A 16,782-nucleotide genomic window follows, 5' to 3' on the forward strand; every position below is an offset into this window, starting at 1 on the left:
TTGTGGATCGGTTTTCTCAGTCGTGCAGGGCCTTTGCGAGGCGGGGGAGCTGGCGCAGGGCGTTGCTCCGTTCGACCTGGCGGCGCTGGGCGCTGGTGAAGGTGTCGCTGAGCTGGGGTTGAGGGTCGCCCTTGCCCTGCAGGGTGAGCTCGCTGAAGGGCCAGTCGCTGCCGAAGACGACGTGGTCGCGGCCGGTGACCTCCAGCACGCTCTTCATCGCCGAGGCGGCGGGGCTGAGCGCGGTGTCGTAGTAGAAGCCGCGGATGTGGGCGGGGATGTCCGGGAGCACCTTGTTGACCGGGTCTGGGAGCGAGAAGCCGTTGATGAGCGCGAGGCGCTTGGCCAGGAACGGGACGGTGCCGCCGGCGTGGGCGAGCTGGAACCGGATGGTCGGGTACCGCTTGATCGTCCCGGTGTACATCAGATTGGTGGCGGCGCGGGTGGTGTCGAAGGTGAACTCGTAAAGGAAGTCGGGCAGTGGCAGTTCGGGCTTGTTGCTCGCCGGCACCGCGGCGGGGTGGACGAAGACGTAGGCGTTGCGGCGGGCCAGTTCCGCCATGAGGGGTTCGAAACGCAGGTCGCCGAGGTAGACGCCGTTGTAGGACGAGAGCAGGACGACTCCGTCGAGCTTCAGGTGGTCCAGCGCGTACTTCAGCTCGGCGATGGAGGCCGTGACGTCGGGCATCGGCAGTACGGCGAGACCGCCGAAGGTGGTGGGCTTGTCGGCGATGAGGCTGGCGGCGTACTCGTTGCAGTACTGGGCCAGCTGCCGGGCCTGGTCTCCGGACAGAAACGACACCCCGGGATCGGATATCGAAAGGACCTGCGCCTGGATCCCGTAGCGGCCCATGAACTCCTGCGCGCGCTCTGGCGACCATTGCGGTGTCGGGTAGCCGCCGATCGTGACGTATCCGTGCGCCAGCAGCGCGTTGCGGTAATCGGGCGGCAGGAAATGCGCATGCATGTCGATGCGGTACGGGGCGCCGTTGGACGATGCGGCGGCATGGGCGGCAGTGAGTGGTGCGAGCGTCGCCGACGTCGCGATGGCCGCGCCCAACAGGGTGCGCCGCGTGACGGGGGCCCGGCTCGCGGCGAGCGATGGTGGAGTGGGGCCGGTGTCTGCCATGGTGATCGCTCCTTGGGGGTGGTGTGAGCGGAAGGCGGCGTGCCGGTCTGCCGGCGGAGGCAGGTCTATCCCTGTACGTCCCGGGTCGGGGGCGGGCGCGGCCGTCGTTCGGCCTGGCGGGTCAGGAGGCCAGGCGGGTGTAGCGGCCGGAGTGGAAGATCAGCGGACCGCGGTCTTGGGCGATGGACCAGCAAGTCGCGCGGGCGATGACGAGCTCGTGGTCGCCCGCGGGATGGATGGCCTCGATCTCGCAGTCGAGCCAGGCGAGGCCGTCGGGCAGCAGTGGATGGCCCGCTGGCGTCTGCGCCCAGTCCCGTCCGGCGAACCGGTCGGTGTCGCGGGCGGCGAAGGTGCGGCAGACGTCCTCGTGCTCGTCGCCCAGGATGGTGACCGCGAACCCGCCGGCGGCGCGGACGGCCGGCCAGGTGGTGGACGTCCGCGCCGCGCACAGGGCGATGAGCGGCGGGTCCAGGGACACCGAGGTGAAGGAGTTGGCCGCCATCCCGGCCGGACCGGTCGGAGTTTTCGCGGTGACCAGGACGACGCCGGTGGTGAAGCGGCCCAGTACGTCGCGGAAGGAGCGCTGGGCCGCCTCCTTGTCTGCCGAGTGCACGGTCTCTCCTAGATGCGGCCGGTGAGGAAGGCGCCGACGACGAAGGCGAACCGTTCGGGCTGCTCGATCTGCGCCCAGTGGCCGGCGTTCGGCATGACGTACAGCTGCGCGTCGGGGATGTGCTCGGCGAAGTAGTGCCCGGCCGCCAGGGGCATGATCCGGTCCTCGCGCCCGTGCACGACGAGGGTCGGGTTGCGCAGCCCGGCGAGCTGCTCCGGTTCGTAGAGGCCGGGCAGGTTGTGCGCGAACGTCGCCAGGTGCGAGCGGCGGACCTCGGGACGCTGGATGCGCTCCATCCGGCTTTCGGCGATCTTTTCCAGGTCCTCCCCCAGCTGGGACGGGTCGTGGGTCATCGCGCGCATCAGATCGGCGAGGGCCTCGACGGTCGGATCGTCGTAGTAGGTGACGAGCTTGAGCAGGTCCTCGGTGGGCGGGACGGGGGCGCCGCCGCTGCCCATCAGCACGATCCGCCCGATCCGGTCGGGGTGCTGGAGCGCCATGCCCAGGCCGATGATGCCGCCCATGGAGTTGCCGACCAGGTGAGCGCGGGCGATGCCGAGCTCGTCCAGTAGCCCGATCAGGGTGTCGATGCGCAGTTGCGTGAAGTCCGCTGCGGTCGGCGGGGGCGGGTCGGGGTGGCTGGAGTCGCCGAACCCGATCACGTCCGGCGCGATGTTGTGCAGGTCCCCGGACAGGTCGCCGATGACCCGCTCCCAGTTGGACAGGGCGGTCGCGCCGGGGCCCGAGCCGTGCAGCCACAGCACCGCCTCGCTCGACGAGTCGCCGGTCTCGTGGACGTGGAAGCGGTGGTCGCCGACGGGGACGTCGGCCGTGGTGATGGTGCTCATTGGTCGTCTCCGGGGAAGGGGCGGGCGATGCCGGGCAGCAGCGGTTCGGCGGGCGGGTGGTGACCCCAGATGCTGAAGGAGTCGTAGGCGCGCGGCGTGGTCGCGGTGTCGTCGACCTGGAGCCCACCGTGGCCGTACTCGATCTCGAACCCGGACGGGGTGCGGACGTAGAAGGAGGTCATCAGGTCGTTGACGTGCCGGCCGAGCGTCATGGCGAGGGGGATCTCGCGTTTGAGGACCTCGTCGTAGGCGGTGCCGACGTCGTCCAGCGACGCCGTCTCCAGCATCAGGTGGTGGTAGCCGACGACGCCGGGGACCTCGGCCAGCGCCAGGGAGTGGTGGCGGGTGTTGCAGTGGTAGAACCGGATCGTCATGCCCTGCGCGTTGATCTGGTCGGACAGCCGGAAGCCCATCACCTCGCAGTAGAAGGCCTCCGCGTCGGCCAAGCTCGGGACGACCAGGACCGCGTGCCCGAGGCCCTGCGCCCCGGTGACGAAGCCCGACATCGGGCGGCCGGGACGGAACGACGCGGGGACGGTCCGCTGCCCCCAGCTCAGCTCGTGCCGGAACCCGAACAGGTCCACGAACCATGCAAGCTCGACGACCGCGCGCTCGGTCGTGAGTTCCGAGTCGCCCTGCTGGACTGTGACGCCGAGGTCGGAGAGCCGGGCCTTCGCCTCGGCCAGGGCGCGGGGGCCGTCGACCGCCCAGCCCAGGTAGGCCAGGTCGTCGTGGTCGCCGGGGTGAATGCTGATGCGGTGCGCGGCCTCATCGACCCGCAGCCGCACCGACCCGTCCGGGCCCGGTCCGGCCAGCTCGGCGCCGAGGATCTCCGGGCCGAACGTCTCCCACTCCTTGGCGGCCGGTGAGATGAAGCCGATGTAGCTCAATGCCTGGATCATCGTGGGCGCTCCTGTTCGGGAGGTCAGGCGGTCAGGACCTGCGGGCCCGCGCCCAGCAGGTGGCCGGCGTAGTTGCGCGCGTGCCCTTCGGGCGTGAGGTAGGCGTGGCCCAGCGCGGTCTGGACGTCTTGGAACAGCCGGTGCAGCGGGTGATCGGTGTAGGCGGTGCGTCCCGTGGTCGCGTGGTACAGGCCATGGACGGCGGCGCCGACCACTTCGCAGCCGTGGTTGACGTCCCAGCGGATCCGCGCGAGATAGTCATCGGACGGGTGCTCGCCCTGCTCGGCCATCGCCTGCATCTCGATGACGGCGCGGCGCAGCTTGGAGGCCGCCGCGTCCCACGTCCACTCCGCCTCCGCCAGCCGGATCTGGGTGAGCGGGTCATCCCGCTGAGCGACCTTGGGGGGCACGACCCGGTTCGCGGTCACTTCGGTCCACGCGTCCAGGAAGCCTCGTGCCATGCCGAACACTGACGCCGCCAGCACCAGGTTGAACACCGCCGACCACGACAGCCGGTACAGCGGGCCGTCGTTGCGCTCCTGCCCCGGCAGCGGGTTCCACGCCGCGTAGTCCAGGTGCGACTGCACCCGGTGATCCGGGACGAAGGCCCCGGTAACCACGATGTCCTTGGAGCCGGTGCCGCGCAGGCCGGCCGTGTGCCAGTTGTCGTCGATCTCGTACTCGCCCGGCAGCACCAGCAGTGACCGGTAGTCCGGGATCTTCACGCCCTCACCGAGGTCGAGAACGTCGACGATCGCACCCAGGTTGACGCCGTTGCCGTGGTCGCAGCCCGAGGAGAACGACCAGCGGCCCTCCAGCCGGTACCCGCCGTCCACCCGCGTCGCCTTGCCCGTCGGCATGTACGACGACGAATGGATCCGTGTCGGGTCCTCGCCCCACATCTCCTGCTGCGCGCGCTCGTCGAACAGCGCCAGTTGCCAGGGGTGCACGCCCATCACGCCCATCACCCAGCCCGCCGACGGGTTGGCCCGCGACACCTCGATCACCGCGTCCATGAACTCGCTCAGCGGGACCTCGCCGCCACCCCAGCGGGCCGGCTGCAACGCCCGCACCAGCCCCGAGTCGACCAGCAGCTTCCACGTCGCGTCCGGCAGCCGGCGCAGCCGGTCCCCCTCGTCCACGGCCGCCGCCAGCTCCGGCGCGAGCCGCCGCGCCGTCTCCACCACCGTCATCCAGTACCTCCTCAACCGCCAGCGGAACGATCGGTCCAGTCCGGAACGATTGGTCCAGAGCGTAAGCGGCCACTGAGCACCCCGTCAACGGAGGTGGCGGATTTCCTTCACTCCCGTAGAGCCCAGCGGAAGCCGGTGCGTTCGTCGCCCATCCACAGCCGCGCCGCCGCTCTCGGCAACGCGACGATCTTCAGGCCCCAGCAGCCGGCATCACGAGTAGAGCGGTCGCCGACGGCCGTTAGTGCGGCCGAACATGCGGTCCAGTCCATGGAAGGAGCGACCCCACCGAGGATGAAAGTCTCTGCCCCTTACGGGGGGACCGAGGCTGCCAGCGCCGGCCTGCGCCCGCAGCAGAGCTGCGAACGTTCCAGCGCGACCACCTTGCCCGACGTCGGCTTCGGGCCGTCGCTCAGACGGTCAACCGATCCCAGGCTGCGTCGACCACGATGGCGAGCAACTCGAACTGGCCGAGCAGGTCGAAGGTGTCCGGGGCGAGCTGATAGGCCAAAAAGAGCCCGTCGGCGGCCGCGAGCATGAAGGCGGCGAGCTTGCGCGCGACCGCTTCGCGTTCAGCGGCCGACACGTCGGCCAGCATGGTCTGGAATTCCCGCGTGGCGAACGCGAGCACCTCGTTACGGATGCCCACGAACAACTCGCGCGCCTTGGCCTCGACCGGACGGCGCTCGAGAGTCAGCATCATGCCGAGCCGTAGAAACTCCGGCTGGTCGAGCAGGCTGGCGGCGATGGCTGCGGTGATCTCGCGCAACGCGCCAGCGCGGTCCAGATCCGGAGTCCGCGCCGATCCCGCTGCGATCAGGCGTTCTCGCCAGAGGTGGTAGCTGCGCTCGATCACAGCCGCGAGCAGGTCGTCCTTGTCGCGGAAGTGCCAGTAGATCGAGCTGCGCGGCAGCCCGGACCGCTCGCTGACCAGGGCGATGCTGGTGCCCTCGTAGCCGCGCTCGGCAGCGATCTCCACGGTCGCGTCGAGGATCCGCCGGCGCGATTCCTCGCCGTGCTGCTGTCGCCGCTCGGTCCTGGGGCCCATCCCTGTCCTTCCCGACCTGCCCTCCGCTGCGGGCACGTATCTCTCTCCAGTTTCCCAGGCCGAAGAACGTCGGCCGACAGAGCCTGTTCCCGATGGCCGAAAGATCCTGGCCTCCTGTTTGACGCCGCGTCTCACAATCACCTACTGTCTGGAACAATCGTTCCTGACTGTACCAATCGTTCCATTCCGACACCGCAGGGAGGCGGGCCGCTGTGTCCGAAAGTCCTCACTACGACGTGGCCGTGATCGGGTACGGCCCGACCGGCGTGACCGCCGCGAACCTGCTCGGCGCGCTGGGCGTCTCGGTGGTGATCATTGAGCGCAAAGCGTCCGTCTACAGCCGGGCGCGGGCGATCTCGACCGACGAGGAGGTGATGCGCGTCTGGCAGCAGGCCGGGCTCGCCGAGCGGTTGAAGCAGGACATGCTGCCCGACAGGCCGATCGACTTCGTCGACGCCGCCGGTCGGTCCTTCATCAGCGCCGTCCCCACGCCCCGTGAGCAGGGGCATCCGCCCCAGATGTTCATCTACCAGCCCGCCATGGAGGACGTGCTGCGCGAAGGCGTGCAGCGGTATCCGAATGTGGAGGTGCTGCTAGAGCACGAATGCCTCCGGGTGCGGCAGGACGACCAGGGCGTCGAACTGCTGGTCGCCCAGTTGGGGCGGGACCGGCTGACCCGTGTGCGCGCGTCGTACGTCATCGCGGCCGACGGTGGTTCCAGCCCCACACGGGGACAACTCGGCGTCGGCTTCGAGGGACGCACCTACGAGGACCGCTGGCTGGTCATCGACACCAAACTGCTCAATGAGTGGCCGGGGTACGACCGGCTGCGCTTCCACTGCGACCCGGACCGCCCGGCGGTGGACTGCCCGACGCCGCTGGGCCATCACCGCTGGGAGTTCCCGGTCCTGCCAGGCGAGGACGGACAAGAGTTGGTGACAGAGGCGGCCATCTGGCGGCTGCTCGGCCGGCAGGGCATCACCGGCGAGAACGTCTCGATCCTGCGTGCGGTGATCTACAGCCACCACGTCCGCTTCGCCGACCGCTGGCGAATCGGGCGGATCTTCCTGGCCGGCGACGCCGCGCACGTCATGCCGCCCTGGATCGGGCAGGGCATGGCCGCCGGCGTCCGCGACGCCGCGAACCTGTGCTGGAAACTGGCCGCCGTCCTGTCCGGCGCCCTGCCGGACTCGGTCCTGGACAGCTACCAGGCCGAACGCGCCCCGCACGTGCGGAACATGACCAGGCGGGCCGTCCTGGTCGGACGGATCATCACCGAACGGCGCCCTTGGATCACCGCGCTGCGCGACCCGGCCTTCCGCGGGCTGGGCAGGCTGGGCCGTCTCAACCGGGCTCTCCAGGCCGCCTCGTGGATCCCGGCCTGCCGTTACCGCGACGGCTTCTTCCGCACCATCGAAGGCACGGCCGCGCCGGGCCGCAAGGTGCCGCAGCCCTGGGTCCTGGACGAGTCGAACGCGCGGGTGCGGCTCGACGACGTCCTCGGCGCGGGCTGGTCGCTGCTCCACCTCGGCTCCTCCCCCGACGAAACGTGGCAGGCCGCAGCGGATACCGTCCTGCAGGTGCTCCCCGCTGGGGCGGCCCCCAGGCCAGGAGCGGTCGTGGACACCGACGGCACGCTGACCGACTGGATGCGGGAGATGCGGGCGGTGGCTCTCGTGCTGCGGCCGGACCGCATCGTCTACACCGCCGCGACCGCGACCAGCCCCCTGACCTCCCCTCCTCCCTTCCTCAACCGCCAGACCACTTCGCGAGAGAAGGCGGCATGACCTCCTCGACGCTGTCCGAGAAGACCGTGCGCGTGAACGGGCAGGACCTGTTCGTCGCCGAAGCCGGGAGCGGCCCTGCCGTGGTTCTGCTGCACGGCGGAGGCCCGGGGGCGTCCGGCGTGTCCAACTACGTCCGCAACATCGACGCCCTGACCGTGCACCACCGCGTCATCGTCCCGGACCTGCCCGGCTACGGACGCTCCAGCAAGCACGTCGACCAGAGCGACCCGTTCGGCCACCTCGCCGGCGCGGTGCGCGGGCTGCTCGACGAGCTCGGGCTCGGCTCGGCGCACCTGATCGGCAACTCCTACGGCGGTGCCGCCGCGCTACGCCTGGCCCTGGACTCCCCCGGCCGCGTCGATCGTATGGTCCTCATGGGACCCGGTGGCATCGGCACCACCCGATCATTGCCCACGCCGGGCCTGCGGAGTCTCCTGTCCTATTACGGTGGGCGCGGTCCGTCGCGCGACAAGCTCGCCACATTCATCCGCCACTACCTCGTCCATGACGGATCCGCCGTCCCCGACGAGGTCATCGACGACCGCTACCAGGCCAGCGTCGATCCCGACGTCATCGCCGACCCGCCGCTACGGCGCCCGTCCGGGACGTCCGCGCTGCGCACGCTCTGGCGCATGGACTTCACCCGCGACCGCCGCCTGACCAAGCTCAGGACGCCGACGCTGGTCATCTGGGGCGCGGCGGACAAGGTCAACCACCCGCGCGGGGGCCTCGCCCTGGCCACGACCATGCCGGACTGCGATCTGCTGATGATCTCGCGAACCGGCCACTGGGTGCAGTGGGAGCGCGCCGAGCTGTTCAACCGCTCTGTCCGGGAGTTCCTCGATGAGCACTGAGTCGGTCTTCGGCCGCGTCCACCTCGGCCACGTCGTCATCGAGACGCGCAAGTTCACCGACTGGCACCGCTTCGGCGCCGAGGGCGTCGGCCTCCACGCCGACACCCTCGACGCCGACACCATGCGCTTCCGCCTGGACGACCACCGGTGCCGCTTCCTGCTGCAACGCGGACCGGCCGAGGACGTCACCGCCGTCGGCTGGCACGTCGACGACCACGCCGCGTTCGAGCGGATCCTCGCCCGCGTCCGCGACCGCGGCGTCCCACTCCGGGAGGGCACCGCGGAGCAGGCGGACCTGCGCGGCGTCGAACGCCTCTGGCGCTTTCCCGGCCCCAAGGGCATCACCCAGGAGATCTACACCGGCCCGCGTCTCGCGGCCGAGCCACCGCTCCTGCGCACCGGCGGGTTCGTCACCGGCCAGGACGGCATGGGCCACATCGCCCTCACCTCCACCCGGCCCGCCCAACTGCGCGGCTACTACGCCACGCTCTTCGACGCCCGCCTCACCGACTACATCGACGAGACGATCAGCGGCGTCAAACTCAAGATCCGCTTCCTGCGCGTCAACCGCCGCCACCACTCCATCGCCGTCGCCGCCACCCGCGGCCTGCGCCTGGACCCGATCCGCACCCGCGTCCAGCACCTCAACGTCCAGGTCGCCGACCTGGACGACATGACCCGCTCCTACCAGCGCGTCAAGGAACTCGGCTTCCGCATGGCCCTGTCGGTCGGGCAGCACACCAACGACCGGGAACTGTCCTACTACGCGGTGACGCCATCGGGTTTCGAATGGGAGGTCGGCTGGAATCCCATCGTCATCGACGAGACCACCTGGGAGCCGAGCACGCACCGCGGCATCAGCATCTGGGGTCACACGCCGGTCGGGCAGACCGTCGTCGACAAGCTCGCCCAGTTCAAGCAGGCCGCGGCGTCGCTGACCCGCCAGGAGCAGACCGTCCCGGCCCTCAGCGGGAAGGGGATCCCGGACGACTGAGCCCGTCCGCGCGACCCCACGACATCGACCAAGGAGAATGAGCATGGGTCGGATCGACGTTCACCAGCATCTACTGCCCGGCGGGTACGTGGAATGGCTGCGTTCAGAAGGCATCGGCCAAGCAGGCGGGCGAGAACTGCCCGCCTGGAGCGCCGACGGCGCTATCGCGCTGATGGACGACAACTCCATCTCCACCGGCGTGCTTTCGCTGTCCACGCCCGGTACCCACCTCGGCGACGACGCCCGCGCCCTCGACAAGGCCCGCGAGGTCAACGACTTCGGCGCCGAGCTGGCCAAGGACCGTCCCGACCGGTTCGGCTACTTCGCCACCATCCCCCTCCCCTACGTCGACGGCGCCGTCCAGGAAGCCGTCCGGGCCCTGGAGGAACTGGGCGCCGACGGGGTCGTCCTGCTCGCCAACAACCGCGGCACCTACCTCGGCGACCCGGCGTTCGAGCCGCTCATGGCCGAACTCGACCGCCGCTCGGCCGTAGTGTTCGTCCACCCCGCCGAGCTCCCCGCGCCCGCCGTCCCCGGGCTGCCGCCGTTCGCCGCCGACTTCCTGCTCGACACCACCCGCGCCGCCGCCAACCTCGTCCTGCACAACGTCCCCCGCCGCTACCCGAACCTGAAGATCATCCTGTCGCACGCCGGAGGCTTCCTCCCCTACGCCGCCCACCGCATCGCCGTGACCTTCATCGGGCAGGGCCGCGACTCCGGCGAGGTGTTCGAGGACCTGTCGTCCTTCTACTTCGACACCGCTCTGTCCGGCAGCCCGACGGCGCTGCCGAGCCTGCTCGCGTTCGCCCGTCCCGGGCACGTCCTGTTCGGCTCGGACTGGCCCTTCGCGCCCGACCTCGCCGTCAAGTACTTCACCGACGGCCTGGACGCCTACGAGTCCGGCGACACCGACCTGCACCAGGCCATCGACTCGGCCAACGCCCTCGCCCTCTTCCCGCGCCTGGCCTGAAACGTCGGTAGGCCCCGCCTGGTGGCGGGGCCTACCGACGTGCGGACGCGGCCGCTTCGCTCTCGGCGGTCAGCGACCCGACAGCACAGAGACCTCCGCCTCGTCCTGCTCCGGCACCGACCGGGCGGGACGTCGGCCGGGAAGGATCAGGGCCACCAGGACGGTCCCGACCGCCAGGATGATGCCGCCGACCAGGCTGGCCTGCGCGACCGCGTGGGCGAAGGCGCTGTCGGCGGCCATGACGAGGGCGTGGGCCTGCTCGGGACCGCCCGCCGGGTTCCGTCCGACCTGCTCCGCCACGCCCAGCGCGCCGCCGATGGAGTCCTTGGCGGCGTCCAAGACGGCGGGCGGCAGGTGCCCGGCGAGCGCACCGCCCAGCCTGTCCTTGTACGCGGTGGCCAGGACGGAGCCGAGAACGGCGATGCCAAGCGAGCCTCCGAATTCCAGGGCCGTGTCGTTGATGCCGCCGCCGACGCCGAGTTCGGCTTCAGGGAAGGCGCCCATGATGGTGTCGGTGCAGGGCGACGTACTCAGCCCGATGGCCGCGCCCAGCAGGAGCAGGGTCGGCAGGAAGTCGGTGTAGGTGGAGCCCGCGTCGACCCGCGTGAGCAGGAAGATCGCGACGGTGCCGAGCACCATCCCGGCCACCACGACGGGCTTCATGCCGAGCCGCGGCGTCAGGCGTCCCGTCACCGCCGCGCCGGCGAAGACCGCACCCGCCAGCGGCAGCAACCGCACACCGGTCTCCAGTGGGCCGTAGCCGAGGACGAACTGCAGATGCTGACTGCTGTAGTAGATGGTGCCGAAGGCGCCCAGGAAGAAAAGCAGCACGGCGATCACCGCTCCGCTGAACGCCCGGTCACGGAACCTTCCCAGGTTCAGCAGCGGACGCGGGTGACGCCGTTCCCACGCCACGAATGCGGCCAGCCCGGCGGCCGCGACCACGGCCGCGGTGATGGCGGCGATGCCCCATCCGTAGTGCGGCCCCTCAATGATCATGTAGACGAGGGAGCCGACGGTGACCACCGACAGCAGCCCGCCGACCAGGTCGAGTCGTCCCATCGCCGCGGCGCGCGACGGCGGCACCAGCGCCAGCACGGCAACAGCGGCGACCACGGCGATCGGCACGTTGATCAGGAACGTCGAGCCCCAGCCGTGGTCGCCCAGCAGCCATCCGGCCAGCAGCGGACCGGCGGCGATGGCCAGCCCGGACGTCGCCGACCAGGCCGTGATCGCCCGAGCTCGCTCCCCGCGCGGGAACATCCCCACCAGCAGCGACAGCGTCGCCGGCATCACCACCGCCGCACCGACTCCCATCGCCGCCCGCGCGGCGATGACCGCCGCCGCGCTGTGCGCCAGACTGCCGGCCACCGAGGCGCCCGCGAAGACCACAAGTCCGGTGACCAGCGCGCCGCGGCGGCTGTACTTGTCGCCCACCGCGCCCAGCACCAGCATCAACGCCGCGTACGGGACCGTGTAGCCGTCGATCACCCATTGCAGGTCGCTGCCGCTCAACCCGAGATCCCGCGTCATGTCCGGCGCCGCGACCAGCAAGGACGTGTTGGCCATCAGCACCATCAGCAGGCTGAGGCACAGCACCGCGAGCGCCCACCACCTGCGGGCGTAGGGCGTTTCCATCCGCTCCACCGGCGTCGAGGCGATCCCTCGCATCGTTCTTCCCTCCCACAAAACTTGCTCATCCATGTGCAAATTTAGATACATGCACATCGATGTGCAAGTATTGAAGGCATGGCGAACCTCACAGAAGGCACCCCGCAGCGCAGTCACGCACGCTCCAACCGCGCCCGCATCCTGGCCGCCGCCCGCCAGGAGCTGAGCCGCGATCCGGAAGCGAGCATTGAGGACATCACCCGCGCCGCCGGAGTCGTTCGCCGCACCCTCTACGGGCACTTCAAGAACCGCCAGGCGCTGATCGCCGCACTGGCCGAGGAGGCCCGCCATGCGCTGGAACAGGCGTTCACCCGGGCCCGCCGGCCGGACGCCGACCCGGCGACCGCCATGGCGCGGATGACCCTCGCCGTCTGGGAGGTCGGCGACCGCTACCGGATGCTGATCTCCCTCGCCCGCCGCGACCTAGGCGAGGAGGGCGTCCGCGCCGTCCTCAGCCCCGCCCGCGAGGAAACGATCTCGATCCTGAACCGCGGCCAGCAGGAAGGCCTCTTCGCCGACCACCTGCCCGCCCCCGTCCTAGCCCAGGCGCTGGAGGCGTTCCTGCTGACCCTCGTCGAGACCAACGACTCCCCAGGCTGGACCGACGCCACTGGCGAAGCCGCCGCGACCGCCGCCCTCATCGCCACCGGCATCCCACCCGCCGACGCCGCCGACCGCGTCCACGCGATCACCGACCAAGGCGGCGCCACCACACTCTGAAGCTCCTGCCCGCCACCAGCCCGGTCGCAGCGGTCGTTTCCGACCACGTTCTGCCCTTCCGGCGAGCGAACGGCTTGATCTTGTCGGAGCGGCTGTGGACGCCGGTCTGGGTGTGGGCGCCGCTGCTGGCTCGCTGGTGGTCGGCTCGCGGCAGGAAGCCGGTGCTACCGCGGCAGAACCGCGAGCAAAGACTGGCATGCAGACGCTGTGGTCGCATGGGGTGGGCCGGACCGCGTGTGCGACGCGGCCACCGCCGCACCATCGAACCGCGCCCGCCGATGGGCTGGGGCCCCGGGCGGGTGGGTCACGCCGACCGGCTCGTGGGCTGGTCGTGTGCTCGTCAGGCCGACCGGCCGATGACCCTGATCACCGGCAGCGAGGCGGTGCGTGCCTGGTCGGCTGGGCACGCCGTGATCGCTGGGCGTGGCTGCAGACCCGTTTGGGCGCCGAGTGCGGTCAGTGTTCGCGCCACGCCGGCCTGGGTGAGGGGGTGGTCGCCGGACGAATCGGTTGGCGGGATCGTCGCCAGCAACGGGCCTCGCAGTCCACGGGGGTGCTGATGCAGCCGTTCGGCACGGCAGGCCAGATAGGCGCGCATCGCCTCTTGGGCCGGTGGCGGGATGCTCAACAGCGGCACATCCGGGTGGTCGCGGCCCAGCCGTCGTGTGAGGGGGTGTCAGTGTCGGCGACTCCGATGGTCTCGGCCAGGTCGGCGGCCAGCAATACCGGTACGGCAACGGTGGTGTAGTAGAGCGCGGTGACAAGTGCGGCGTCTCGCCAGGCGCTCTCGGAGCCGAGCCGCTCGGCGCGCCCCAGGGCGTGTTCGACCAGCACGGCGCTGGCGGCGAGGCTGTAGGGAGCAACGGGTCGACGGGCTCTCACCGGGCCTTTGCCCAGACGGATGTCGGCGGCCGGGTTGTGGTCGCTGGCCCCATGTTCGATCAGGAAGTTGTACCAGGAAGACAGCAGACCCCGCCGGGCGGCCAGAGTGCTGGCGGCGACGCCGAGGCGGCTTCGGCCGGGGCCCTGGTTGGGCAGATACTCCAACCAGATTTCGGTGGTCTCGCGGTCGGGCACATGCGGGTAGTAGGTCCTTGACAGCCACTGTTGCAGAGTGCGCAGGTAGCTCGCGCGGCTGCTCGGCTTCTTGGTCAGCAACCAGGCGACAGTCAACTCCTCCCACGTCGGGGTCGGCGGCCGAAGGCAGTGTTCGCACTGGTCGTCATGTCCGCACTGGTCATGGTGGGCCGGGCGGTGGCCGCCGCCGTCGGACGATGCGGCGGGCCGGCTCGACAGCTGGGCTTGTGCCAGTTGCTCCATCTGATCGCCCAGGATGGTGTGCATTTGCGCGCGTATTGCTTCGGCCTCGTCAGGTGCGTACGGCACCAGACCGCCGATGGTGACATGAGCACGGGAGCCGACCGGGGCGCGGGAGGCGCGGTCTTGGGGTTCGGAATCGGGGAAATCGGAGTCTGGCAGGGCGGGGTCGGTCATTGCGAGGCCCTTGTCGGTGAGGCTTGTCAGTAGGGCTTGGCGGTAGGGCGTTACCACTCGGGTCCGGCGGGCCGAGGAGGCTGCCGCACCGTGGCCGTTCCGGCCGGCTGGTCGGCGGGCTGGTCGGTCAGGCGCAACGCGAACAGCATGTCGGTGTGGGGGATCAGCCGCACGGGCCGGCCCGCGGTCTCGTGGTGGGCGGGTGCCTGTGCGGCTCCCCGCCAGATGAGAGGCTCTGCGGTGCTCCAGGGCACCAGGGGCGGCCCGGCGTGCGCACCTACCGCATGGGCGCGAATGGCGACCAGCAGAAGGGGCGTGTGGTCAGCTGACAACGACCGCACCTGCCCCATCAGCTCGCAGAGCCGATCGGTATAGCGGTTCAGGTCCGTGCGATCGCACGTGATCAGCTCCAGTCGGCCGTGAGCGTGCCGCACCGTCATCACATTGCCCAGGCGAAGCATCTGCCCTATCAGCTCCAACACGGCGTCCAACTCGTTGGCGCGCAGCTGGAGGGCGGTCATCACCGTTGCTTCGGTCAGCGCACCGTAGGTCAGCAGCGCCGCCAGTACGGCACGGGCGGTGTCCCAGCTGACGTGTCCGAATTCCGGGGCGGGGCTTGGCACGCCCGGGTCTTGTTCGCTGGTGCCCGTCCCGGCAGCGGGATCGTCGGCGATCAGCAGATCGTCGACGGCCAGCCCGAGAAGGTCGGCGATCGCCACGAGCTCGGCCGCGGTGAGGTCGTGCAGCCCGTGCAAATGCTGCCGCAAATTCCACCCGTCCAGGTGGAGTCCGGCACGCATGGCCAGCGTGCTCGGAAGCAGATCGCGTTCGGCAGCGCGTTGCCAAAGGCGGTCGAGGTCAAGTCGGCGCGGCATAGCTGCCCTGTTCCAGCCCCGGGACGGTATGGATGTTGGGATGCGGCGGATCGGCCACCCAGTGCACGGCGATGTCGGCGTACCAGGGCAGGCCCGGGCTCCGTGGCAGCGGGAACTGATCGGTCGGCAGTCCACATGCGCTCGCCGCCTCCCACACCAGGCCTGCGCGGACCCCGATCCCCTCGGCCAGCAGCCGACCGTAGGACGGGGGGTCGCTCAGCTCAGCGTATGACCGGCCAGCAGGTGGCGGGCGCACCATGGCACGGGCACCATGATCTGCCCACCGGAGCGCCCAGCAGGGTCGTCGACGACCAAGGTGGAGACATCGTCGGCCAGGTCACGGACCGACACCATGCCCAGCCGGGAGAAGGTCAAAGCGGTCATCAGGTGCACCGCAGCGCCGCCGAGGCCGCAGGTTCGACCACGCTGGATCTGATTTGCTCGACCAGATCGGCGGTGAACGGCGGACTCATGAAGCCTGGACCTGGTGCACGGCCAGGGTCGGGGGGCAGCGTCAGCAGCAGCCCGTGCCGCAAGAACCCCGCCTGCGCACCGCGCAGCAACGCGATGGAGTGGTCCGCAGACGGGCTGGTCGACACCAGCGACAGCAGATAGGTGCGCACATCGTCGTCAACGAGCCACCGGAACGGATACAGCCGCACCGCCGGTGACCCCGCCGGTGTCCCCGCTGGCTCCGGCCCGGTTCCGCCCAGCGCCTGTGCCCCGCTGAGGTCCTGGACAGAACCCGTTTGCGAACCTGTTTCCAGAGCCGGTAACGCTGCCGGCTCCTTCGGCTCGTAGCGGGGGTGGTTGGTCAAGAATGCGCACGCCGAATCCATCCCGGTCGCGTACAGGGCGTCGACGAGGGCGAACTCACGGCGCGGCAGCCGCCGGAACACCTCGGCCCGGAACCGCGGGAGCTGGAGATCGGGCAGTCGCGGCAGCGGCAGCGGCTGCGCCGGCGCCTCCACCAGCGCCTCCGCTTGGGCCTCGGTGGCATCCGCGCAGCCGGCCTGCGCACCGACCGGCGAGCAGTACATGGCCGCCGGCGTGGGCGGGGACAGTGTCGGGCGGCGGTCCCGCGCCACCGCGAACGCCCGCTGAATGTCGGGCAGGACTGCAAGCGGCGCGGCCGGCAGCACCGCATGCCAGTCGGCGGGCGGTGCCGCATGCCACACCAGCGTCAGCGCCGCGCCGGTGTCGGCGGCCAACTCAAACAGCCGGGCCAGCGCGGTCGGCTCCAGCAGGTGTGCGCGCAGCACGGTCACATCGGTGATCTGATAACCGCAGATCCAGGCCCCGGCCTGCCGCCACACCCGCGCGATGTCCCGCTTCTCCCACCTGGTGTGCGGCTGTTTCCCCAGTACCACCAACAGATCATGGCCCAGGCTCAGCAAACCCTTGGAACTCGCAGTGGGATGCACGGTGATGCGTCCGGCGGCGGCGTCATGCGCCTCCAACGCCTCCCGGTATGCCGGTAGTCATTGTGAGCATCGACCACGATCACCACTGCGGGCACCGCCCCGCCTACGGCGTCCTGTCCCACCCCCTCCTGCCCCGCAGCCCCCTGCCCCGATGCTGCCTGCCCCGATGCTGCCTGCCCCGATGCTGCCTGCGCCACGCTCCACCGGCTCCCCCGATCCGAGGCGTCCGCACCCGAGCTCGCACCCGGGCGCAGGCCTGCGCGTGC

At 70.4% G+C, this 16,782-nt stretch carries 16 protein-coding genes; 5 read left to right on the top strand and 11 right to left on the bottom strand.

Annotation, left to right across the window (positions count from 1 at the left end; genetic code table 11):
• Positions 1–16 precede the first annotated feature (16 nt).
• The 6 genes from F9B16_RS09455 to F9B16_RS09480 form a co-directional block, all read right to left on the bottom strand.
• Positions 17–1,126, bottom strand: a complete 1,110-nt coding sequence (locus F9B16_RS09455) for an amidohydrolase family protein (protein ID WP_151539624.1) — start codon at positions 1,124–1,126, stop codon at positions 17–19.
• A 121-nt stretch (positions 1,127–1,247) separates the two neighbouring features.
• Positions 1,248–1,739 carry a flavin reductase family protein gene (locus tag F9B16_RS09460; protein WP_151539625.1) on the bottom strand — a complete coding sequence of 164 codons (492 nt, stop codon included), beginning with the start codon at positions 1,737–1,739 and terminating at the stop codon, positions 1,248–1,250.
• A gap of 8 nt (positions 1,740–1,747) precedes the next feature.
• On the bottom strand, positions 1,748–2,587 hold the full coding sequence (locus F9B16_RS09465) for an alpha/beta fold hydrolase (RefSeq protein ID WP_151539626.1): 840 nt from the start codon (positions 2,585–2,587) through the stop codon (positions 1,748–1,750).
• Entirely contained in the window at positions 2,584–3,489 is a 906-nt protein-coding gene (locus F9B16_RS09470) for a VOC family protein (protein ID WP_151539627.1), read from the bottom strand. Before F9B16_RS09470 ends, F9B16_RS09465 begins: the two co-directional genes overlap by 4 nt.
• A gap of 23 nt (positions 3,490–3,512) precedes the next feature.
• Entirely contained in the window at positions 3,513–4,682 is a 1,170-nt protein-coding gene (locus tag F9B16_RS09475) for an acyl-CoA dehydrogenase family protein (protein ID WP_151539628.1), read from the bottom strand.
• A 409-nt stretch (positions 4,683–5,091) separates the two neighbouring features.
• Complete coding sequence (locus F9B16_RS09480; RefSeq protein WP_151539629.1) at positions 5,092–5,727, bottom strand: TetR/AcrR family transcriptional regulator; 636 nt, start codon at positions 5,725–5,727, stop codon at positions 5,092–5,094.
• Positions 5,728–5,939: 212 nt separating this feature from the next.
• Between F9B16_RS09480 and mhpA the strand changes: the two genes are divergently transcribed.
• The 4 genes from mhpA to F9B16_RS09500 are packed head-to-tail and all read left to right on the top strand — an operon-like array spanning position 5,940 to position 10,332.
• A complete protein-coding gene (mhpA, locus tag F9B16_RS09485; protein ID WP_151539630.1) occupies positions 5,940–7,514 on the top strand; it encodes a bifunctional 3-(3-hydroxy-phenyl)propionate/3-hydroxycinnamic acid hydroxylase MhpA in 1,575 nt (524 codons plus the stop codon).
• Positions 7,511–8,368, top strand: a complete 858-nt coding sequence (locus F9B16_RS09490; protein WP_151539631.1) for an alpha/beta fold hydrolase — start codon at positions 7,511–7,513, stop codon at positions 8,366–8,368. The genes mhpA and F9B16_RS09490 overlap by 4 nt, the downstream gene beginning before the upstream one ends.
• A complete protein-coding gene (locus tag F9B16_RS09495) occupies positions 8,358–9,362 on the top strand; it encodes a VOC family protein (RefSeq protein ID WP_151539632.1) in 1,005 nt (334 codons plus the stop codon). Before F9B16_RS09490 ends, F9B16_RS09495 begins: the two co-directional genes overlap by 11 nt.
• A gap of 43 nt (positions 9,363–9,405) precedes the next feature.
• Positions 9,406–10,332 carry an amidohydrolase family protein gene (locus F9B16_RS09500; RefSeq protein WP_225991499.1) on the top strand — a complete coding sequence of 309 codons (927 nt, stop codon included), beginning with the start codon at positions 9,406–9,408 and terminating at the stop codon, positions 10,330–10,332.
• Positions 10,333–10,401: 69 nt separating this feature from the next.
• On the opposite strand, the gene F9B16_RS09505 is transcribed toward F9B16_RS09500, so the two are convergent.
• Positions 10,402–12,003 carry an MFS transporter gene (locus F9B16_RS09505; RefSeq protein ID WP_151539634.1) on the bottom strand — a complete coding sequence of 534 codons (1,602 nt, stop codon included), beginning with the start codon at positions 12,001–12,003 and terminating at the stop codon, positions 10,402–10,404.
• Between the two features lie 78 nt (positions 12,004–12,081).
• On the opposite strand from F9B16_RS09505, the gene F9B16_RS09510 reads away from it, so the two are divergent.
• Positions 12,082–12,723 carry a TetR/AcrR family transcriptional regulator gene (locus tag F9B16_RS09510; RefSeq protein WP_151539635.1) on the top strand — a complete coding sequence of 214 codons (642 nt, stop codon included), beginning with the start codon at positions 12,082–12,084 and terminating at the stop codon, positions 12,721–12,723.
• 624 nt (positions 12,724–13,347) lie between these two features.
• On the opposite strand, the gene F9B16_RS09515 is transcribed toward F9B16_RS09510, so the two are convergent.
• From F9B16_RS09515 to F9B16_RS09525, 4 genes are all read right to left on the bottom strand, one after another.
• On the bottom strand, positions 13,348–14,217 hold the full coding sequence (locus tag F9B16_RS09515; protein WP_151539636.1) for a site-specific integrase: 870 nt from the start codon (positions 14,215–14,217) through the stop codon (positions 13,348–13,350).
• A gap of 50 nt (positions 14,218–14,267) precedes the next feature.
• Complete coding sequence (locus F9B16_RS09520) at positions 14,268–15,017, bottom strand: hypothetical protein (protein ID WP_151539637.1); 750 nt, start codon at positions 15,015–15,017, stop codon at positions 14,268–14,270.
• Positions 15,018–15,308: 291 nt separating this feature from the next.
• Positions 15,309–15,476, bottom strand: a complete 168-nt coding sequence (locus F9B16_RS50755) for a hypothetical protein (RefSeq protein WP_192808693.1) — start codon at positions 15,474–15,476, stop codon at positions 15,309–15,311.
• Positions 15,476–16,552, bottom strand: coding sequence for a hypothetical protein (locus F9B16_RS09525; protein ID WP_151539638.1), 1,077 nt, complete (start codon positions 16,550–16,552; stop codon positions 15,476–15,478). The genes F9B16_RS50755 and F9B16_RS09525 overlap by 1 nt, the downstream gene beginning before the upstream one ends.
• Positions 16,553–16,782 lie beyond the last annotated feature (230 nt).

This window comes from Actinomadura montaniterrae, from assembly GCF_008923365.1.
GTDB classification, from domain to species: domain Bacteria; phylum Actinomycetota; class Actinomycetes; order Streptosporangiales; family Streptosporangiaceae; genus Spirillospora; species Spirillospora montaniterrae.